Annotated in this window: 15 protein-coding genes, 1 pseudogene and 1 riboswitch; of the genes and pseudogenes, 7 read left to right on the forward strand and 9 right to left on the reverse strand. The window is 68.5% G+C overall.

The window, feature by feature from the left end:
* Window position 1: 1 nt before the first annotated feature.
* The 4 genes and pseudogenes from nadC to FGL15_RS16000 form a co-directional block, all read right to left on the reverse strand.
* On the reverse strand, window positions 2-853 hold the full coding sequence (gene nadC, locus FGL15_RS15985) for a carboxylating nicotinate-nucleotide diphosphorylase (RefSeq protein ID WP_138946702.1): 852 nt from the start codon (window positions 851-853) through the stop codon (window positions 2-4).
* Window positions 847-2,472, reverse strand: coding sequence for an L-aspartate oxidase (nadB, locus tag FGL15_RS15990; protein ID WP_138946703.1), 1,626 nt, complete (start codon window positions 2,470-2,472; stop codon window positions 847-849). Before nadB ends, nadC begins: the two co-directional genes overlap by 7 nt.
* Window position 2,473: 1 nt before the next feature.
* A complete protein-coding gene (gene nadA, locus FGL15_RS15995) occupies window positions 2,474-3,781 on the reverse strand; it encodes a quinolinate synthase NadA (RefSeq protein WP_138946704.1) in 1,308 nt (435 codons plus the stop codon).
* Window positions 3,778-4,559, reverse strand: a pseudogene (locus FGL15_RS16000) (NUDIX domain-containing protein). Before FGL15_RS16000 ends, nadA begins: the two are co-directional and overlap by 4 nt.
* Window positions 4,560-4,710: 151 nt before the next feature.
* Window positions 4,711-4,796, forward strand: a riboswitch (glycine riboswitch).
* 161 nt (window positions 4,797-4,957) lie between these two features.
* Between FGL15_RS16000 and gcvT the strand changes: the two are divergent.
* Genes gcvT through gcvP form a run of 3 tightly spaced genes read left to right on the forward strand, consistent with a single transcriptional unit; the run spans window position 4,958 to window position 9,381 of the window.
* Window positions 4,958-6,082, forward strand: a complete 1,125-nt coding sequence (gene gcvT / locus FGL15_RS16005; protein WP_138946705.1) for a glycine cleavage system aminomethyltransferase GcvT — start codon at window positions 4,958-4,960, stop codon at window positions 6,080-6,082.
* Window positions 6,083-6,085: 3 nt separating this feature from the next.
* The gene (gene gcvH, locus FGL15_RS16010; RefSeq protein ID WP_138946706.1) at window positions 6,086-6,460 is read left to right on the forward strand and encodes a glycine cleavage system protein GcvH; all 375 of its coding nucleotides are present in this window, start codon (window positions 6,086-6,088) and stop codon (window positions 6,458-6,460) included.
* Window positions 6,460-9,381 carry an aminomethyl-transferring glycine dehydrogenase gene (gene gcvP / locus FGL15_RS16015; RefSeq protein ID WP_138946707.1) on the forward strand — a complete coding sequence of 974 codons (2,922 nt, stop codon included), beginning with the start codon at window positions 6,460-6,462 and terminating at the stop codon, window positions 9,379-9,381. The genes gcvH and gcvP overlap by 1 nt, the downstream gene beginning before the upstream one ends.
* 75 nt (window positions 9,382-9,456) lie before the next feature.
* On the opposite strand, the gene FGL15_RS16020 is transcribed toward gcvP, so the two are convergent.
* A complete protein-coding gene (locus FGL15_RS16020) occupies window positions 9,457-10,269 on the reverse strand; it encodes a CPBP family intramembrane glutamic endopeptidase (protein WP_240043924.1) in 813 nt (270 codons plus the stop codon).
* A 336-nt stretch (window positions 10,270-10,605) separates the two neighbouring features.
* Between FGL15_RS16020 and FGL15_RS16025 the strand changes: the two genes are divergently transcribed.
* The 4 genes from FGL15_RS16025 to FGL15_RS16040 all read left to right on the forward strand — a co-directional run bounded on the left by FGL15_RS16025 (window position 10,606) and on the right by FGL15_RS16040 (window position 15,915).
* Window positions 10,606-12,216: an ABC transporter substrate-binding protein gene (locus FGL15_RS16025; RefSeq protein ID WP_240773572.1), complete on the forward strand. Its 1,611-nt coding sequence runs from the start codon at window positions 10,606-10,608 to the stop codon at window positions 12,214-12,216.
* 75 nt (window positions 12,217-12,291) lie between these two features.
* A complete protein-coding gene (locus FGL15_RS16030; RefSeq protein ID WP_064296418.1) occupies window positions 12,292-13,221 on the forward strand; it encodes an ABC transporter permease in 930 nt (309 codons plus the stop codon).
* A complete protein-coding gene (locus FGL15_RS16035) occupies window positions 13,211-14,179 on the forward strand; it encodes an ABC transporter permease (RefSeq protein ID WP_064296417.1) in 969 nt (322 codons plus the stop codon). Before FGL15_RS16030 ends, FGL15_RS16035 begins: the two co-directional genes overlap by 11 nt.
* A gap of 11 nt (window positions 14,180-14,190) precedes the next feature.
* The gene (locus FGL15_RS16040; RefSeq protein WP_138946709.1) at window positions 14,191-15,915 is read left to right on the forward strand and encodes an ABC transporter ATP-binding protein; all 1,725 of its coding nucleotides are present in this window, start codon (window positions 14,191-14,193) and stop codon (window positions 15,913-15,915) included.
* Between the two features lie 82 nt (window positions 15,916-15,997).
* Here the strand turns inward: FGL15_RS16040 and FGL15_RS16045 are convergent, their stop codons facing one another.
* Genes FGL15_RS16045 through FGL15_RS16060 form a run of 4 tightly spaced genes read right to left on the reverse strand, consistent with a single transcriptional unit; the run spans window position 15,998 to window position 20,673 of the window.
* Window positions 15,998-16,615: a hypothetical protein gene (locus FGL15_RS16045; RefSeq protein WP_138946710.1), complete on the reverse strand. Its 618-nt coding sequence runs from the start codon at window positions 16,613-16,615 to the stop codon at window positions 15,998-16,000.
* 48 nt (window positions 16,616-16,663) lie between these two features.
* Window positions 16,664-18,769 carry an ABC transporter ATP-binding protein gene (locus FGL15_RS16050; RefSeq protein ID WP_138946711.1) on the reverse strand — a complete coding sequence of 702 codons (2,106 nt, stop codon included), beginning with the start codon at window positions 18,767-18,769 and terminating at the stop codon, window positions 16,664-16,666.
* Complete coding sequence (locus FGL15_RS16055) at window positions 18,762-19,685, reverse strand: ABC transporter permease (protein WP_079705531.1); 924 nt, start codon at window positions 19,683-19,685, stop codon at window positions 18,762-18,764. The genes FGL15_RS16050 and FGL15_RS16055 overlap by 8 nt, the downstream gene beginning before the upstream one ends.
* A 4-nt stretch (window positions 19,686-19,689) precedes the next feature.
* Window positions 19,690-20,673 carry an ABC transporter permease gene (locus FGL15_RS16060; RefSeq protein WP_079705532.1) on the reverse strand — a complete coding sequence of 328 codons (984 nt, stop codon included), beginning with the start codon at window positions 20,671-20,673 and terminating at the stop codon, window positions 19,690-19,692.
* Between the last annotated feature and the right edge of the window lie 62 nt (window positions 20,674-20,735).

A 20,735-nucleotide genomic window follows, 5' to 3' on the forward strand; every position in this document is an offset into this window, starting at 1 on the left:
CTCAGTCGACCGCGACGTCGAGCCCGAGGTCGAGGGACCGGACGCTGTGGGTGAGGGCACCGGCGGAGATGACGTCGACGCCGGTCTCCGCGATGGCCCGCACCGTCGTCAGCGTCACGTTCCCGCTCGCCTCCACGATGGCGCGGCCGGCGATGAGTGCGACGCCCTCGCGGAGCTGGTCGACGCTGAAGTTGTCGAGCATGATCGTGTCGACGCCCGCCGCGAGCACCGCCTCGATCTGGTCCAGGCGATCGACCTCGACCTCGATCGTCGTCGTGTGCGGGAGCTCCTCACGAGCCCGCAGCAACGCCTCGGTGACCGTCAGGCCGCGCTCGAGGAGGACCGCCAGGTGATTGTCCTTGACCATGACGGCGTCGGAGAGCGAATGGCGGTGGTTGTGCCCGCCGCCCGATCGCACCGCATGGCGCTCGAAGACGCGCAGGCCAGGGGTCGTCTTCCGGGTGTCGACGATGCGGGCGCGGGTGTCCGACACGGCTTCGACGTAGGCCGCAGTGGTGGTCGCGATGCCGCTCATCCGCTGCACGAAGTTCAGGGCGACGCGCTCAGCGGTCAGGACGGCACGAGCCGGACCCGACACCATGGCGATGGTGTCGCCAGCGGCGAAGGGCTCGCCGTCGGCGACGAGGAACGCGACCGTGATGCGTGGGTCGGTCAGTCGGAACGCCGCCTCGAACACGGCCGACCCGCTGAAGACGCCCGCCTCGCGTGCGGTCAGGGATGCCGAGGCCGTGGCGTCCTCCGGGATGAGGGTCGCTGCCGTCAGGTCGCCCCACGGGGCGTCCTCGACGAGGGCCGCGGTGACGGTGGTGTCGATGAGGTGTGGGGTCAGCATGGTGCGAGCACGGTTCCGTTCACGGATGGGTGGGTGGTGGGCTGGGGCGCGTCGGCCGAGGTGGCGAGGACGATCGCGATGGGCGACGCCTGATCCGGATCGACACCGGGATGGTCGTCCCTGGCGTGGGCACCGCGTGACTCGGTGCGCGCGAGAGCAGCGGCGACCACGGCCCTGGCGAGCAGCAGGAGGTTGCGGTCCTCGGCGGCCGCGACCGATCGCGGTGTGGTGACGATGTCGTCGAGTTCGGTCGACCACCGGTCCAGGGTCCGGCGCGCGAGCTCGAGACCACGCGCGTCACGGACCAGCCCGGCATTCCGCCACATCACGGCGTGGAGCGCCGACCGGCTGAAGGAGTCGACGGAATCCGTCGGGAGCCTGGGATCGTCATCGGCCGCAAGGGGATCCAGGACGACCCGTGCGCTGCCGAGCCTCGGGCGACCGGCGATCGGACCCGGTGCCGCATCGATCGCCGCGACGGCGCGGGCCGCGAAGACGGCACCCTCGAGGAGCGAGTTGGAGGCGAGGCGGTTGGCCCCGTGGACGCCCGTGCGTGCGACTTCGCCCACGGCGAGGAGCCCGGGCAGGGTGGTCCGGCCGTCGAGGTCCGTGGCGACACCGCCCATCCAATAGTGTGCGGCCGGGGCGACGGCGACCGGTGTGCGCGACCAGTCCACGCCGGAGGCTCGGAGGTGCTCGTCGATCCCCGGGAACCGCGCGGCGAGGCGGTCCGCGCCGAGGGCGGTCGCGTCGAGTGTCACCGGGGCACCGCCCTGCGCGGCCATGGCCCGGGCGATCCCTCGGGCGACCACGTCGCGTGGTGCCAGCTCGGCGTCGGGGTGGAGCTCCCGCATGAAGCGTTCACCGTTCGCGTCCCGGAGGACGGCCCCCTCGCCGCGGACGGCCTCGGAGACGAGGAAACTGCCGGGTGCGGCGAGCGCGGTCGGGTGGAACTGGACGAACTCCACGTCGGCCAGCACCGCGCCGGCACGGAGCGCTGCAGCGGCGCCGTCGCCCGTCGCCACCGACGGGTTGGTCGTGAACGGGTAGAGCTGCCCGACACCGCCGGTGGCGAGGATCACCTGGTCGGCGTCGACGGTGAACGCACCGCGCTCGGAGGACCGGAGGTGCGCACCGGTGACCGTCCCGGCGGTGACCACCAGGTCGACGAGGACGGTGTGCTCCAGCACGGTGACCCGCCGGGCCGCAAGCGTCTCGACGAGCGCCGTCTCGATCGCCGCGCCGGTCGCGTCACCGCCTGCGTGCAGCACCCGGGGGTAGGAGTGGGCCGCTTCGAGGCCCTTCGCGAAGCCGTCGCCGTCGCGGTCGAACGCCACACCGAAGGCGATGAGCTCGCGGATCCGTTCGGGCCCCTCGGTGCAGAGCACCCGGACGGCCTCCTCGTCGCACAGCCCCGCGCCGGCCAGCAGTGTGTCCCGGACGTGGTCCTCGACGCGGTCGTCGTCGAACATGACCCCGGCGATCCCGCCCTGCGCGTAGCGCGTGTTGCTCTGGCCGAGGACGTCCTTGGTGACGACCACCACGTCGTGCCGTTCGCTCGCGTGGATCGCGGCCACGAGACCGGCGATCCCGCTCCCGACCACGAGCACCGTCGCCATGTCAGCCGGCCTGGGTTCCGGTGGCGACCGGCGGCTTCGCGGCGAGCATGCGCTCGAGTGACAGGCGGGCCGGGACGGCCACGTCGTCGGAGACGGTGATGCGGTTGAGTATCTCGCCCGCGACGAGTCCCTCGAGCACCCAGGCCAGGTAGCCAGGGTGGATGCGGTACATCGTCGAGCAGGGGCAGATCACGTCGTCGAGGCAGAAGATCGTGTGCTGCGGGTACTGCGCGGCGAGGCGCTGCACCATGTTGATCTCGGTGCCGATCGCGAACGTGGTGCCGTCCGCCGCCGCCGCGATGGCCTTCTGGATGTAGTCCGTCGATCCCGCCTCGTCGGCGGCGTCGACGACCGCCATCGGGCACTCGGGGTGCACGATGACCCGGACGCCGGGGTGCTGCGCCCGGGCGCGGTCGATCTGGTCGACGGTGAACCGCTTGTGCACCGAGCAGAAGCCGTGCCACAGGATGACCTCGGCCTGCTCGAGGTCGATCGCCTCGTTGCCGCCGAGCGGGCGGTTCGGGTTCCACATCGGCATGTGTTCGAGCGGCACGCCCAGCTTCTTGGCGGTGTTCCGACCCAGGTGCTGGTCCGGGAAGAACAGCACCCGCTGTCCGCGCTCGAAGGCCCACCGGAGGACCGTCTCCGCGTTGCTGGACGTGCAGACGATCCCGCCGTGCCGACCGCAGAAGCCCTTGAGTGCCGCCGAGGAGTTCATGTAGGTGACGGGGATGACCGGTACCCGGCCGTCGGCGTCCGGTTCGGTCCCGTAGAGCGCCTCGAGGGCCTCCCACGCCTCCTCGACCTGGTCGATGTCCGCCATGTCGGCCATGGAGCATCCGGCGGCGAGGTTCGGAAGGATCACGGCCTGCTCGGGTCCGGACAGGAGGTCGGCGGTCTCGGCCATGAAGTGCACGCCGCAGAACACGATCGCCTCGGCCTCGGTGCGTGCCTTGGCCGCGTTCGCGAGTTGGAAGGAGTCGCCGATGTAGTCGGCGTGCTGGACCACCTCGTCCCGCTGGTAGAAGTGCCCGAGGATCACGACGCGGTCTCCGAGGGTCTGCTTCGCGGCCACGATGCGGCGGTGGAGTTCATCGTTGGAGGCGTCGCGGTACGCGGCCGGGAGTTGTCCCTGTCGCGGCGAACCGGTCGGGATGACGTCGCCCATCGACGCGCCGGGGCCGTAGCTCGGCGGCTGCAGGTCGAACACCCAGGGCCCGGCCGCGAGTTCGGGCGCGCAGGTCGCGCCGTCGGACGCACCCTCGGTGATCTGCTGGATGGTGTCGTCGACGGATGCGGTGATGGTCATGCTGGCTCCTCGGACTGCTGACGGGTGGTCGTGATGGACGTCGTGGGCCTGCGGCTCGTCGACCGGCCGGGCGACGGGGTCTCCGGTCGGGTGACGGGCTGGGTCCACCGGTAGAGCCGCGCCGGGCGGTGGCGCCCACCGGTACGGAGTTCGTCGGTCTGGAGGACGAGGCCGGAGGACTCGACCTGGCGTCGGAAGTTCGCGGGGTCGAGCTGCTTCTGCAACACCGCCTCGTGCACCTCCCGGAGTTCGGAGAGGGTGAAGGTCTCGCCGAGGAAGGCGTGCGCGATGTGGCTGTACTCCAGCTTGTTGCGGAGCCGCCACAGGGCGTACTCGACGATGTCGCGGTGGTCGAAGGCCAACGGGGGAGTGCGTCGGCCGGGAACCACCGGACGTTCTGGCCGAGTCGCGTGCGCTTCGCCTCGTCGGACCCGACGAGCGCCCAGTAGACGATCGAGACGACGCGCTCGGCGGGGGAGCGGTCGAGGTCGCCGAACGCGTACAACTGCTCGAGGTACCGCGGGCGGAGGGAGGTGGTCGTCTCCAGGGTCGACGAGGCCGCGTCCGCGAGGGACTCCGCGGCACCGAGCGGGCCGCCCGGCAGCGCCCAGAGGCCGTCGTAGGGCTCGCGGATGCGCCGGACGAGCGGGAGCCAGATGCCCGGTGCCGGATCGGTCGCGCCGAACCCGTCGTCGGCTCGGAGCGTGAAGATGACGGTCGAGACCGCGAGGCCGACCTGCGGGTCCGTCTGCTCCACGGGAGTCGTCGATCGCTGCATGGGGGATCTCCGTGTTCCGGAGCACCGGCGGCACTTCAGGTAGAAGTGACCTGTACTCAATACTGGCTTAGTGTACACCTGACTCGAACAAGGTCCTGCGCCGAGGCGACCACTCGCGATATGCTGGCGGCTCAATCGAACATCGGGCCGCAAACACGATGCGGGAGAGCCGGTACGCCGGCACCGAAGGAGCAAGCCTCCCCGCCAATCTCTCAGGTCCTGTACCGCATCGGACTGGCCACTCTGGAAAGCAGCGCACGTTCGTGGTGCGCTCGCCGACGGTGAAAGCAGTGTCCGCAGCAGCGGCGCTCGTGAAGCTCTCAGGCCAATGACAGAGGGGGAGTTCCCAACGGGCACCGTCAGGTGTCCGCAGCGCACCACGCGACCCCGGAGAACTCGTGACCGACCTCGAACGAACCAGCCCGCTCCATGCCGTCCACGAAGCCGCCGGCGCGAGCTTCACGGACTTCGCCGGATGGCAGATGCCCGTGCGGTACTCGAGCGACCTCGCCGAGCACCACGCCGTGCGCACCGCCGCCGGCATCTTCGACATCTCCCACATGGCCGAGATCCAGGTCGTGGGTGACGACGCAGCCGACTTCCTCGACCAGGCGCTCGCGGGCAAACTGTCCGCCATCGACCTCCTCCAGGCCAAGTACTCCCTGCTGCTGAACGAGGCAGGCGGCATCATCGACGACCTCGTCGTCTACCGCAACGGCGAGCACGAGTACCTCGTCGTCGCGAACGCGGGCAACCACGACGCCGTCGTCGCAGCGCTCGCCGAGCGGGCCGCGGCGTTCGAGCACGTCGTCGTCATGGACCGCAGCGACGAGATCGCGCTCATCGCCGTCCAGGGGCCGGCCTCCCGCGCCATCCTCCAGGCGACCGAGGGGCTCCACATCCTCGACGAACTGCCCTTCCTCGACGAGGTGAAGTACTACCGCGCGACGGGTGCCTCCTTCGAGAACGGCACGGTCTTCATCGGGCGCACCGGCTATACCGGCGAGGACGGGTTCGAGCTGTACGTCGACGCCGCCGACGCCGTGGAGCTGTGGAACGCCATCGTCGCCGCCGGGACACCGCTCGGACTGGTCCCCGCCGGGCTCGCCAGTCGCGACACGCTCCGCCTCGAAGCCGGCATGCCGTTGTACGGCCACGAGCTCGGTCCGGACGTGCTGCCCGTGCAGGCCGGACTCGGTCGCGTCGTCGCACTCGGCAAGCACGGCACGTTCATCGGTCGCGACGCCGTCGAGGCCGGCCCGGCGGACGGCGCACCGGTGCTCGTCGCCCTCGTCTCCGAGGGGCGTCGCGCCGGTCGTGCCGGTTACCGCGTCCTCGCCGGCGACACGACCGTCGGCGAGGTGACGAGCGGGGCACTGTCGCCCACCCTCGGACACCCGATCGCCATGGCCTACGTGCACCCCGACCACGCCGAGCCGGGCACCGTGCTCGACATCGACGTCCGCGGCACGCGGATCACCGCGACCGTCACCACGCTCCCCTTCTATTCGAGAGAGAAGTAACCCATGGCCGACAAGACCACCCTCAAGTACACCGCCGAGCACGAGTGGATCCGCGTCGAGGGCGATCTCGCCGTCATCGGGATCACCGACTACGCCGCCGAGAAGCTCGGTGACGTCGTCTTCGTGGACCTCCCCGCCGTCGGCGCGGCGCTCTCGGCCAGCACCGTGGTCGGCGAGATCGAGTCCACGAAGTCCGTCGGCGAGCTCTTCGCCCCGCTCGACGGCGAGGTCGTCGAGGCCAACGACGCCGTCGTCGACGACCCCTCGCTCGTCAACAGCGACCCGTTCGGTGGCGGCTGGCTCGTCTCGGTCCGGTACGACGCGCTGCCCGACACGCTCCTCAGCTGGGACGACTACGCCGCGCTGGTGGGCGAGTGATGGCGGACCGCTTCGCAGAACGGCACATCGGAACGGACACCGCCGCCCAGGCGACGATGCTCGCCGCCGTCGGGTACGACAGCGTCGACGCTCTGCTCGCCGCGGCCGTCCCGTCCGCGATCACGGCCGCCGAACTCGCCTCGTCGAGCATCCCCGACGCCGCGACCGAGCGCGCGGCGCTCGCCGAACTCCGTGAGCTCGCCGGCCGCAACACCGTGAACCGGAGCCTGATCGGTCTCGGCTACTTCGACACGATCACGCCGGCGGTCATCAAGCGGAACGTGCTCGAGAACCCCTCCTGGTACACGGCCTACACGCCGTACCAGCCCGAGATCTCGCAGGGCCGCCTCGAGGCGCTCATCAACTTCCAGACGATGGTCGCCGACCTCACCGGTCTCGACACGGCCAACGCCTCGATGCTCGACGAGAGCACCGCGGTCGTCGAAGGCATGCTCCTCGCGCGCCGGGCCTCGAAGCTCGCCGACGCGACGTTCATCGTCGACGCCGACGCGTACCCGCAGACGAAGGCGCTCCTCCGGAGCCGAGCCGAAGCGGTCGGCATCGACCTCGTCGAGCTGCCGTTGTCGACCACCTCGCCCGAGGAGCTCCCGGCGGCGTTCGGTGTCTTCGTGCAGTACCCCGGTGCCTCCGGGCTCGTGTGGGACCCGTCGGCGGTCCTCGCAGCGGTCAAGGCGGCCGGCGGTGTGTCGGTCGTCGCGGCCGATCTCCTCGCCCTCACGCTCATCTCCTCGCCCGGTTCCCTCGGCGCGGACATCGCGGTCGGGACGAGCCAGCGCTTCGGCGTGCCGATGGGCTTCGGCGGGCCGCACGCGGGGTACCTCGCGGTCCGCAAGGGCCTCGAGCGCCAGATGCCCGGTCGCCTCGTCGGCGTCAGCCAGGACGCGGCGGGTCACCCCGCCTACCGGCTCACGCTGCAGACGCGCGAGCAGCACATCCGCCGCGAGAAGGCCACGAGCAACATCTGCACGGCTCAGGTCCTGCTGGCGGTCATGGCCGCGATGTACGCCGTGTATCACGGGCCCGACGGGCTCAAGCGGATCGCACAGTCGGTGCACGCGACCACCGCGAGTGCCGCCCGTCTGCTGGGGTCGGCCGGTGTCGAGGTGCTCACGGAGCACTACTTCGACACCCTGCAGGTGCGCGTCGCCGACAGCGCAGCGGTGGTGGCGGGTGCGCACGAACGCGGCCTCCTGCTGTGGGCCGTCGACGAGACGACCATCTCGATGAGCTTCGACGAGGTGAGCGCGGTCGAGAGCGTCGTCCCGACCCTCGTCGAGGTGCTCACGACCGCTGGGACCGCCACCGCCGGAGAGCCGTCGGCATACGTCTTCGACGAGGGGTCGTCCGCCTCGGCGTTCGGTCCGAGTGCCGTGTCGGAGTACCCGGCCGCGCTCACGCGCGAGACTGAGTACCTGACGCACCCGGTGTTCAACACTCACCACTCGGAGACCGCCATTATGCGGTACCTCAAGCAGCTGGCCGACCGCGACTACGCGCTCGACCGGGGGATGATCCCGCTGGGTTCGTGCACGATGAAGCTCAACGCCGCCACCGAGATGGAGGCCGTCACCTGGCCCGAGTTCGCAGGGCTGCACCCGTTCGCGCCGCGCGAGGACGTCGCAGGCTCCCTCGAGCTCGTCGACCAGCTCGAGACCTGGCTGGCGGAGGTCACCGGGTACGACTCCGTGTCGCTCCAGCCGAACGCCGGCAGCCAGGGTGAACTCGCCGGTCTCCTCGCTATCCGCGGCTACCACCGCGCGAACGGCGACGAACAGCGGACAGTCTGCCTCATCCCGTCGAGCGCGCACGGTACGAACGCGGCCTCCGCCGTGCTCGCCGGGATGCGTGTGGTCGTCGTCGCGTGCGACGAGCAGGGCAACGTCGACCTCGACGACCTCCGGTCGAAGATCGAGGCCAACGCCGAGTCCCTCGCCGCGCTCATGATCACCTACCCGTCCACCCACGGCGTGTACGAGCACGAGGTGAAGACCATCACCCAGGCCGTGCACGACGCCGGCGGCCAGGTCTACGTCGACGGCGCGAACCTCAACGCACTGCTCGGCTACGCGCGGTTCGGGGAGTTCGGCGGCGACGTCTCGCACCTGAACCTGCACAAGACGTTCTGCATCCCGCACGGCGGTGGCGGCCCCGGTGTCGGGCCGGTCGCGGCGAAGGCGCACCTCGCGCCGTTCCTGCCCGGTCACCCGCTGGCGCAGCGCGCCGAGCACCCGCTGCTCGGCGGCGGGACGGTCGTGCACGACGGCGGTCCGATCTCGGCGGCTCCCTACGGCAGCCCGAGCATCCTGCCGATCTCGTGGGCGTACGTCCGCATGATGGGTTCGGAGGGGCTCCGCGAGGCGACCGGAGCCGCAGTGCTCGCGGCGAACTACATCGCTGCGCGACTGCGCGACCACTATCCCGTCCTGTACACGGGCGACAGTGATCTCGTGGCGCACGAGTGCATCCTCGACCTCCGTCCGCTCAAGGAGGCGACCGGGATCTCCGTCGACGACGTTGCCAAGCGCCTCGTCGACTACGGGTTCCACGCACCGACGATGTCGTTCCCCGTCGCGGGGACGCTGATGGTCGAGCCGACGGAGAGCGAGGACCTCACCGAGGTCGACCGCTTCGTCGACGCGATGATCGCGATCAAGGCGGAAGCCGACGCCGTCGCGGCGGGCGAATGGCCCGCCGACGACAACCCGCTCGTCGGGGCGCCGCACACGGCCCAGTCGGTCATCGAGGGGGAGTGGACGCACGCGTACTCGCGCGAGCTCGCCGTCTACCCGGTGCACACGCTCGTGCGCACGAAGTACTGGCCGCCGGTGCGTCGCATCGACCAGGCGTACGGCGACCGCAACCTCGTGTGCGCCTGCCCGCCGCCCGAGGCCTTCGCCTAGCCGGTCCATGAGCACTCCCTCGCCCAGGAATGGGCGAGGGAGTTCTCGTTCGCCCAGTGATGGGCGAACGGACGATCAGGAGGACGGCGTCGCCGCGAAGATCTCCGGCCACCAGGCGACGGCGAGCGGGAAGCCGGCGAATGAGATGATGTCGATGACCGTGTGCGCGACGACGAGGGGCATCACCCGACCCCAGCGCTTGTAGCACCAGCCGAACGCGATCCCCATGGCGACGTTGCCGAAGAACGGCCCGATGCCCTGGTACAGGTGGTAGCTCCCGCGGAGGACGGCGGTCGACAGGATGATCGTCCACCACCCCCACCCGATCTCACGGAGCCTGGTGTACAGGTAACCGATGATGATGACCTCCTCCTGGAGGCCGGCGCGGAGGGCGGAGAAGACGAGCATCGGGATCGTCCACCAGTACATGGTGTCGGGGAACGTCGAGACCGCGACCGTGACGCCGAGTGCGCGTCCCAACGCGTACACACCGATGCCGGGGACACCGATCGCGGCGACGAGGAGTAGACCGCGGCCGAGGTCGCGTCCGGGGGAGCGGAGGTCGAGTCCCATCCGCGCGAAGCCGCTGCGTCCGGGCTGCCAGAGCAGGTAGATGACGAGGGCGACCGGCGCGAGCTGGAAGAACAGCCCGAGGAACTGGTAGCTGAAGTCGAGCCACTCCCGGGTGGCCTGCGTGGTGTTGATCGCCGCAGATTGATCGGAGAGCGGCGGCCCCGCGGTGAGCTTCGCGATGAGCGAGATGATCGAGTACACCGCCGACGCCCCGAGGCTCAGCGCGAGGACGATGCCGATCTCCCACCACCGACGGCTGTTTCCGGCGCCCTCGGGGAGGTACGGTCCCCGCTCGGTGGTGTTCTGCTCGCTCACCGGTCCATTCTGCTGTCTGGTGGCTCCGAGCGCACCGCATACCATCTGCACGTCCGCTCGGCGGATATCGGGAGATGAACGCCTTACGATTCGTATCCGGAACGAGGAAGTGACCGCACGAGTTTTGCGAACATGATCGTTCTGTTGCGTCGTGGGCGGGATCCGTGCACGAAAAAGCATCCGTGAGCAACAATCCGTCGATTGGGTTACCGCTGTGTAACGTTTGGCGTCCCAGTTTGCTCGCCGTCCTGCTTCTGCTTATCGTCAGAGTATTCAAAGAGCGATCCAGCGCACACGATGCGCTGGTTTCGCTTGCCCTTTCCCCAAGGAGGAACTGTGAAGTTCAGTCGGTTCGGCTCTGCCGCCGCCATCATCGCAGCAGGGGCTCTCGTCCTCACCGGTTGTTCCGGTGGCGGTTCCAGCAGCGAGAGCACCAGCAGCACGTCATCCATCATCACGACCAACGGCTCCGAGCCGGAGTCGGGCCTCATCCCCAGCGACACCAACGAGGTCGGTGGCGGCAAGATCATCGACGAGATCTTCGCCGGTCTGCGGTACTACGCCGCCGACGGCAAGCCGGTCGACGACCTGGCCGAGTCGATCGACACCGACGACTCGACCACGTTCACGATCAAGATCAAGGCTGATCAGAAGTTCACCAACGGCGACCCCGTCACCGCTGACTCGTTCGTCATGGCTTGGCAGGACGCCGTCGTCAACCTCCGTAAGAACGCCTCGTTCTTCGCTGACGTCGAGGGCTACAACGAGACCGGCCAGCCCCTGACCGGCCTGAGCGTCGTGGACGACACCACCTTCACGGTGAAGCTGTCCGCACCTGCATCGGACTTCCCGCTGCGTCTGGGCTACTCCGCCTTCTACCCGCTGCCCGCTGCAGCGTTCGACGCGGCCGGTAAGGTCACGGACGAGTTCGGACAGAACCCGATCGGCAACGGCCCGTACAAGGTCGACGGCGCCAAGGCGTGGAAGCACAACGAGTCGATCGAGCTCGTCAAGAACGACGAGTACAAGGGTGGCCGCGAAGCCAAGAACGGTGGCCTGACCATCACGTTCTACAAGGACTTCGACAGCGCCTACGCCGACCTGCTGAGCGGCAACCTCGACGTCCTGGACCAGATCCCGGACTCCGCGCTCTCCACCTACCAGGACGACCTGGGCGACCGTGCGGTCAACCAGCCGGCCGCCGTGTTCCAGTCCTTCACGATCCCCTCCCGCCTCCCGCACTTCAGCGGTGAAGAGGGTCAGCTGCGTCGTCAGGCCATCTCGTACGCGATCAACCGTGAAGAGATCACCAAGGTCATCTTCAACGGGACCCGCACGCCGGCGACCGACTTCACCTCGCCGGTCATCGACGGCTACTCGAAGGACATCGAAGGTAACGACGTCCTGAAGTACAACGAGAAGAAGGCCAAGGAACTCTGGGCCGAGGCCGACGCCATCTCCCCGTGGGACGGCTCCTTCCAGATCGCGTACAACGCCGACGGGCCGCACCAGGCCTGGGTCGACGCAGTGACCAACGGCATCAAGAACGTCCTGGGCATCGAGTCCTCGGGCGTCCCGGTTGCCGTCTTCGGTGACTTCCGCGCCGGCATCACCAACCGCTCCATCGAGACGGCGTTCCGCTCCGGATGGCAGGCCGACTACCCGGGTCTGTACAACTTCCTCGCTCCGCTCTACGCGACCGGTGCTTCCTCGAACGACGGTGACTACTCGAGCCCCGAGTTCGACAAGCTCCTCTCCGAGGGTTCGTCCGAGACCGACCTGGACGCTGCGAACAAGAAGTTCCAGGACGCCCAGGCGGTCCTCTTCAAGGACCTGCCGGCCATCCCGCTCTGGTACCAGAACGTGAGCGGCGGCTTCGGCGAAGGCGTGCAGAACGTCGAGTTCGGTTGGAACTCGGTGCCGCTGTACTACGAGATCACCAAGTAGTCTTGTAGCGGCATAGCTGGGTGGGTCCGGTTCTTCCGGGCCCACCCAGCTTCACGAGTTCAGGAGTCCCACACCATGGGCGGTTACATTCTTCGTCGTGTCCTGCAGGCTATCCCCGTACTGCTCGGCACGACCTTCCTCATCTATTTCATGGTCTTCGCGTTGCCCGGTGATCCCGTGCTCGCATTGTTCGGCGACAAGACGCCGAGCGCCGCGCAGATCGCTCAACTCAACGCCGAGTACAACCTCGACAAGCCGTTCATCGTGCAGTACTTCCTGTACCTCGGCGGCATCTTCACCGGCGACCTCGGAACGTCCTTCTCGGGGCAGCCGGTCAGCGAGATCCTTGCGCAGGCCTTCCCGGTCACGCTGCGGCTCGCCGTCATCGCCGTCTTCTTCGAGATGGTCGCCGGCATCACGATCGGTCTCATCTCCGGCATCCGCAAGGGCGGCATCTTCGACGCCTCGTTCCTCGTGGTCAGCCTGATCCTCATCTCGCTCCCCGTCTTCGTCATCGCGTTCGTCGCGCAGTACGTGTTCGGGATCCAGCTCGGGTGGTTCAGACCGACGGTCGGCCCGGGCGCGCCGATACAAGACCTCTTACTTCCCGCACTGGTCCTCGCCACCATCAGCTTCGCGCAGATCGTGCGGTTGACCCGGTCCTCGGTCATCGAGACGCAGTCGCTCGACTTCGTCCGTACGGCGTACTCGAAGGGCCTCAGCCGTCGCCGGGTCATCCCCGTGCACATCCTGCGCAACTCGCTGATCCCGGTCGTGACCTACCTCGCGGTGGACTTCGGTGTGCTGATCGTCGGCGCCACGGTGACCGAGGGCATCTTCAACGTCCCCGGTGTCGGCCGCACGCTCTACCAGGCCATCCTCCGAGGAGAAGGCCCGACCGTGGTGTCCTTCGTGACGGTGATGGTGTTGTTCTACCTCATCATCAACCTCGTCATCGACCTCTTCTACGCCGTGCTCGACCCAAGGATCCGCTATGTCAAGTAATGATCAGGAGCCGACGATCAAGCGATCCCCGAATCACTTCGTCGCGCCGCTCGAAGAGACCCCGCTCGCGGTCATCGACGCCGTCAAGGTCGACGAGAAGGTCAGCAACCTCTGGACCGATGCGTGGGCGTTCATGCGCCGTCGTCCCATGTTCTGGATCTCGTCCGTCCTCATCCTGCTCGTCGTGGTCGTGGGCCTGTTCCCCTTCCTCTTCACGCAGACGCCCCCGAACAACCAGTGCTTCCTCGAGAACAGCAACGGCGGGCCTGAGGCCGGTCACATCCTCGGGTTCACGAAGCAGGGCTGCGACATCTTCGCGCGGGTCATCTACGGGACCTCCACGTCGCTGTCCGTCGGGCTCATCGTGACGTTGATCACCGCCACGCTCGGGATCGTGTTCGGCGCGTTCGCCGGCTTCTACGGCGGTTGGGTCGACTCGGTGCTGTCCCGCATCGGCGACATCTTCTTCTCCATCCCGTACATCCTCGCGGCCGTCGTCGTCATGTCGGTGCTCGCGAAGTACCGGAGCGTGTGGACGATCTCCTTGGCGATCGGTCTGTTCGCCTGGCCATCCGTCGCCCGAGTGCTTCGAGCGGAGGTGCTCAGGGTCAAGAACGCGGACTACGTCCAAGCGTCCATCGCGCTGGGTGTCTCCCGCTTCAAGATCCTCCTGCGCCACGTGCTGCCGAATGCGATCCCTCCGGTGATCGTCGTCATCACGATTTCGCTGGCGTCCGCGATCGTCGCCGAGGCGACGTTGTCCTTCCTCGGCGTGGGGCTCGGGAGCGAGACCATGTCCTGGGGCAACGACATCAGCCAGGCGCAGCGTGACCTCCGCACGGCCCCGCAGGTGCTGATCTACCCGTCGATCGCGCTGTCGCTCACCGTGCTCAGCTTCATCATGATGGGCGAAGTCCTGCGAGACGCGCTCGACCCGAAGGCGAGGGCCCTGCGTTGAACGCGAGCCAGATGAACACCCAGCAGCCGCTGCTCGAGGTCAAGGACCTCGAGGTCACCTTCCGCACCCAGAGCGGAACCGTCCAGGCCATCCGCAAGACCGGGTTCACCATGATGCCCGGGGAGACCGTCGCGATCGTCGGTGAGTCCGGATCCGGGAAGTCGACGACCGCGCACGCGATCATCAACCTCCTGCCCGGTACCGGCAAGATCAGTGGGGGCGAGATCCTCTTCGAGGGGCGCGACCTCTCGAAGCTCTCCCGCAACGAGATCGAGGACGTCCGCGGTCGCCTGATCGGTTTCGTGCCGCAGGACCCGATGTCCAACCTGAACCCGGTGTGGAACATCGGCTTCCAGGTCGAGGAGGCCATCCGTGCCAACGGCATCGCCCACGGCAAGAAAGCCGTCCGTGCCAAGGCGATCGAGGTGCTCCAGCAGGCCGGTCTGTCAGACGCCGACCGTCGCCTGAAGCAGTTCCCGCACCAGTTCTCCGGCGGTATGCGTCAGCGCGTGCTCATCGGTATCGGTCTGTCGTCGAGCCCGAAGCTGCTCATCGCGGACGAGCCGACGTCGGCGCTCGACGTCACGGTCCAGCGGAAGATCCTCGACCACCTCGAGAGCCTGACCCGAGACAGCGGCACGGCGCTGCTCTTCATCACGCACGACCTCGGCCTCGCCGCCGAGCGCGCTGAGAAGCTCATCGTCATGTACAAGGGGCAGATCGTCGAGGCCGGTCCGTCGGTCGAGATCCTGCAGAACCCGGTGCACCCGTACACGAAGCGGCTCGTCGCAGCGGCACCGAGCCTGGCTTCGCGTCGCATCCAGTCGGCGACCGGATCGCTCGAGACCCTCGACCACGAGGCTCCGGTCGGTTCGGAGGGCATCGACCTCATCGTCGCCGCCGAGCACCGCGCCGCAGCGCAGGCCGCCCAACCGGACGCGGAAGCCGCGATCGTGGTCAAGGACCTCGAGAAGGTCTACAACATCCGTGGGCAGAAAGCGGCTGAGCGGGAGCTCAAGGCCGTCGACGGCGTGTCGTTCGAGATCCCGAGGGGCACCACCATGGCGCTCGTCGGCGAGTCCGGATCCGGCAAGTCGACCGTGGCCAAGCTGCTCCTGCAGCTGGAGACGCCGACCTCGGGCAGTATCCGCATCGGTGGTAAGGCGATGGAAGGCCTCGATCGCAAGGGGCTCCTCGCTCTGCGCCGGAAGATGCAGCCGGTCTTCCAGGACCCCTACGGATCCCTCGACCCGCTCCGGAACATCGGCAACACGATCGCTGAACCGCTCGTCACGCACAAGGTGGGCGACAAGGCCTCCCGCCGTGCTCGCGTGCTGGAGCTCCTCGACCAGGTCTCGCTGCCGCAGGCGGTCGCGACCCGGTACCCGAACGAGCTCTCCGGTGGACAGCGGCAGCGCATCGCGATCGCCCGCGCACTCGCGTTGAAGCCCGAGATCGTCGTCCTCGACGAGGCGGTGTCCGCGCTCGACGTCCTCGTCCAGGCGCAGATCCTGCAGTTGCTCGCCGACCTCCAGTCGGAGCTGCAGCTGACGTACCTCTTCATCACCCACGACCTCGCGGTCGTGCGCGTGATCGCCGACAACGTCGCGGTCATGCAGAAGGGGAAGATCGTCGAGGCGTCGACCACGGACGGCGTGTTCGAGAACCCGAAGCAGCAGTACACGCGCGAACTCCTCGACGCCATCCCCGGCGCCGGGATCGAGCTCGCGCTGTAACCAGCGCACCACGTCGAAGGGCGGTGCCGCGGAGTTATCCGGGGCACCGCCCTTCGGCGTTGTGGGAGGCTTCCGCCGGCCGCTAGCCGAGGAGCGCCGAGGCGACGCCCCAGAGGACGAGTGCGGCCGTGACGCCGAGGGCGACGACGTCCCAGCGCGAGGTGGCGAGGCGGTCGTCCTTCGGGTCGATCCGGCCCCAGCGTTCGTGCGCGCGGTCGATGAGGTCGACGGCCGTCGGACCCTCGTTCCCAGCGCGACCGGGTCGGCGGACACCCGCCGCGCGGTCCTGGTGGTCGACCCCGCGCCGTCCGGCGCGTCCGCCGATCATCGACGGGCGGTCGAGACCGGCGCTCGGCGCGCCCCAGCTCGTGATCCTCCGACCGTCGCGCAGGAGCACGGTGAGCTGGTAGCGGCTCGTCGCCTCCTCCATGCGCGACCACGGGATGTCGTGGAGACGCCCCACGTTCACGATGGTCAGCTGCGACGGCTCGATGACGATGCAGGGGCGGACGAGGACGAGGTAGACCAGCCACACGACGAGGAGCTCCCACGGGAGCGCCTGGACCGCGAAGCCCCAGGCCCCGCGGCCGACGGCGTCGATGATGAAGAAGACCATGAGCAGGGCGGTGACCCCGAGGATCCAGAAGCCGCTCGTGCTCCGCAGGGTGGTCCGATTGCCGGCGTTCGTCGCGTCGTTCACGTCCACCATCCTTCCAGGCCGCCGACCCGCGGGGGCCGCACGGCTCGATCAGGCGGTGACGAGCCGGTCGCTCTCCGCATGGTGACACGCCACGAGCCGTCCGTCGACGGGGCGCTCTCGCGGATCGTCGCGTTCGCAGACCGCCTGCTTCTCCGCCGGCAGCAGCTGGAACAGCGGGCAGCGGCTCCGGAAACTGCAGCCGACCCGGTCGTCGCTGGGGGAGGGGAGGTCGCCGTTCAGCAGGATGCGCTGTCGGCTGCGTTCGATCTCAGGGTCCGGGACCGGCACCGCGGACAGGAGCGCCTGCGTGTACGGGTGCTTCGGGTCGTCGAAGATCGTGGCGCTCGGTCCGTACTCGACGATGCGTCCGAGATACATGACCGCCACGTCGTCGGCGATGTGCCGGACGACGGCGAGGTCGTGGGCGACGAAGAGGTACGAGAGTCCGAGCCGCTGCTTGAGGTCTTCGAGCAGGTTGATGACGCCCGCCTGGACGGAGACGTCGAGCGCGGAGACCGGCTCGTCGAGCACGAGGATCTTCGGTTCGACGACGAGCGCCCGGGCGATGCCGATGCGCTGTCGCTGGCCACCCGAGAACTCGTGCGGGTACCGGCCGGCGAAGGACGGCTCCAGGCCGACGAGTTCGAGCATGGCCCCGACGCGTGAGCGGATCTCGGTGGGGGAGACCCCGTGGACGGTCAACGGTTCGCCGATGATGTCCTCGATCGTCATGCGCGGATCGAGCGAGGCCATCGGGTCCTGGAACACCACCTGGATGTCGCTGCGCAGCTTCCGGCGGTCGGGCTTCGACAGCGTCGCGGTGTCGACCCCGTTCACGTGGATGCTGCCGCCCTGCGTCCTGGCGAGTTCGAGGATCTCCATGATCGTCGTCGTCTTCCCGCAACCGGATTCGCCGACGAGGCCGAGGGTACGCCCGCGCTGCACGCTGAACGAGACCCCGTCGACCGCGCGGACGGTGCCGATGTTGCGACGGAACACGACGCCCTTCGTGAGCGGGAAGGCGCGGGTCAGGTCGCGGACGTCGAGGACGGTCTCCGGGGCGACCTCGGCGACGAGCTCCTCCGGCACCTCGTCCGGCCGAGGGAAGATCTCCGGGCGGCGCAGCGATCCGTCGGCGATCTCGCCGGCGCGGATGCACGCCGCGGTGTGGTCGACCGAGGTCGTCGGGTCCTCGACGGGACCGTCGAGGACGGGGAGCAGCGCCGGTTCACCTTCGAGGCAGGCGGCCACGGCGATCGGGCATCGCGGGGCGAAGGGGCAGCCGGTCGGCACGGTCGTCAGCAGCGGTGGGCGTCCCTCGAGCGGGACGAGTCGCTCCTGCTGGTTCGCGGCCATGTTCGGCATGGAGCGCAGCAGACCGATCGTGTACGGCATGAGGGGTTCGCGGAACAGTGGGACGACGGGCGCCGTCTCGACGATCCGGCCCGCGTACATCACGGCGACCCGGTCGGCGTTGCCGGCGACGACTCCGAGGTCGTGCGTGATGAGCACGACGGCGGCGCCGGTGATGTCCTTCGCCTTCTGGAGCACCTCGAGGATCTGCGCCTGGATGGTGACGTCCAGCGCGGTGGTCGGCTCGTCGGCGATGATCAGCTGCGGGTCGTTCGCGATGGCGATCGCGATCATCGCCCGCTGGCGCATGCCACCGGAGAACTCGTGCGGGAACGACTTGGCACGCCGCTCCGCGTTCGGGATGCCGACGATCTTCAGGAGCTCGACGGCCCGGGTCTCGGCGGCGCGCTGCGAGAGCGCGGAGTCGTGGAGGCGGAGCCCCTCGGCGATCTGCTGACCGATCGTGTAGACGGGTGTGAGGGCCGAGAGCGGGTCCTGGAAGATCATGGCGATGTCGCGCCCGCGGATCTTGGACAGTTCCTTGTCGGACTGGCCGAGCAGCTCGACGCCGTCGTAACGGATGCTGCCGCTCACCTGCGCATTGGTCGGGAGCAGTCCCATGACGGCCATCGAGGAGACGCTCTTGCCGGAGCCCGACTCGCCGACGATGCCGAGGAACTCACCCCGCCGTACCTCGTAGGAGACACCGCGGACGGCGTGCACCGGCGTGCCGGCGTTGGGGAAGGTGACGCTGAGGTCGTCGACCTTGAGGAGCGGCGCTGTCGCCTTGGGGTCAGTCACGGTTGGCTCCTGAGGTCGGGTCGATGGCGTCGCGGAGGGCGTCGCCGAGGAGGCTCGAGGCGAGCACGGTGATGACGAGGATCGCTGCGGGGAACACGAACAGCCAGGGCCGCGTCACGGCCGCACTCGCACCGGCGGCGAGGAGAGTACCGAGCGAGACGTCGGGTGCCTGGACGCCGAAGCCGAAGAAGCTCAGCGTCGTCTCCGACAGGATCGCCGCGCCGATGCCGAGCGTCGCGTCGATGATGAGGAGGCTCGCGACGTTCGGGATGATGTGCCGACGGATGATCGTGAAGCCAGGGACGCCCATGAAGCGCGCGGCCTTGACGTACTCGCGTTCGCGGAGCGACATCGTCTGCCCGCGGATGACGCGGGCGAGCACCATCCAGCCGAACAGGACGAGGAAGACGACGAGGGCGAGCCAGGAGAGCGACTTGAACGCCGGGCTGAGGAGCACGAGGAGGAAGAAGCCGGGGATGACGAGCAGCAGGTCGATGAGCCAGACGATCGCCTTGTCCCAGACGCCGCCGACGTAGCCGGCGATGGCCCCGACGAGTCCGGCGATGATCGCCGCCCCCGGGCCGACGATCAGGCCGATGACGATGGACTTCTGCAGACCGACGAGGGTCTGCGCGTACACGTCCTGGCCGATGTTGTTCGTGCCGAACCAGTGCGACAGCGAGGGCGGCTGGCTGAAGGCGAGGCCGTCCTGGTCGGTGAAGGACCAGGGGGAGAGCAGCGGGCCGATGAAGGCCCAGAGGATGATGAAGAGGAGGACGCCACCACCGATGCGGGCCCGCTTCGTGGCGAGCACCTTCCGGAGGATCGTGCGTCCGCGGGACTGCGGCCGCTTGGGTGCGTCCCGCATCGTCTCGGGTTCCCCGACGGTGAGGGTCGATGGGTCGGTCAGTGCCATGTCGTTACACCCGCACTCTCGGGTCGAGCGCCGCATAGATCACGTCGGAGAGGGTTCCGGCGATCAGGACGAGGATTGAGGTGAAGAGGATCGTCCCGGCTGCGGCGTTGATGTCCGAGTTCGAGACGCTCGTGAGGAGGTATTCGCCCATGCCGTGCCAGCTGAAGACGTTCTCCGTCACACTCGCGCCGGTGAGGATGAGCCCGAAGGAGTAGGCGAAGAACGTCGACATCGGGATGAGCGCGACACGGACGCCGTGCCGGATGATCGCGGAGCCGCGGGTCCGGCCCTTCGAGCGGGCGGTGCGGATGTAGTCGGCGCTCATCACGTCGAGCATGGCGCTGCGCTGGTACCGCGAGTACGAGGCGACGGCGCCGACGGTGAGGGTGATGGTGGGCAACAGCAGATGCATCGCCCGGTCGCCGAACTGTGTCCAGAACCCGCCCTGTAAGCCGGCGGTGTACTCGCCGGTGAAGTTGATGACGTTCGTGCCGACCGCCTGGTTGAGCGACGTCGCGAGGATCATGAGCACGACGCCGATGACGAAGACGGGCATCGCGAGGATCGTGAACGAGGCGTAGGTGATGATCTGGTCGCTGGCCCGGTACTGGCGGACGGCGCCCCAGACGCCGAGGGCGACGCCGATGACCGCGCCCAGGATGGTGCCGATGACGAGGAGTCGGAGGCTCGTGCCCGAGCGCTCGAAGATGTCGGCCGTGACCTGGGTGCCGCGGGTACTGACGCCGAGGGACCCGGTGGTCACGAGCTGCGTGACCCAGTCCCAGAGGCGTTCGAGCAGCGGCACCTTCGGGTTGACGCCCATCTTGTCGAGCGCCGCGTCGATCGAGGACTGCGGGATGGGCGGGTTCTTGCCGAGGAACCGGGCCGATGGCTGGAGCGTCATGCTCACGAGCACGTAGCCCAGCATGGTGGCGATGGCGGAGAGGAACAGGTAGTTGACCAACCGCCGTGCAATGAACCCGATCATGTACCAGCCTTGCGAAGTCGTTGTGCGGGACCGCGTCGTCCCGTCAGCTGTGCTCCCCTCGT

Source organism: Plantibacter sp. M259, assembly GCF_006065115.1.
Lineage (GTDB): Bacteria > Actinomycetota > Actinomycetes > Actinomycetales > Microbacteriaceae > Plantibacter > Plantibacter auratus.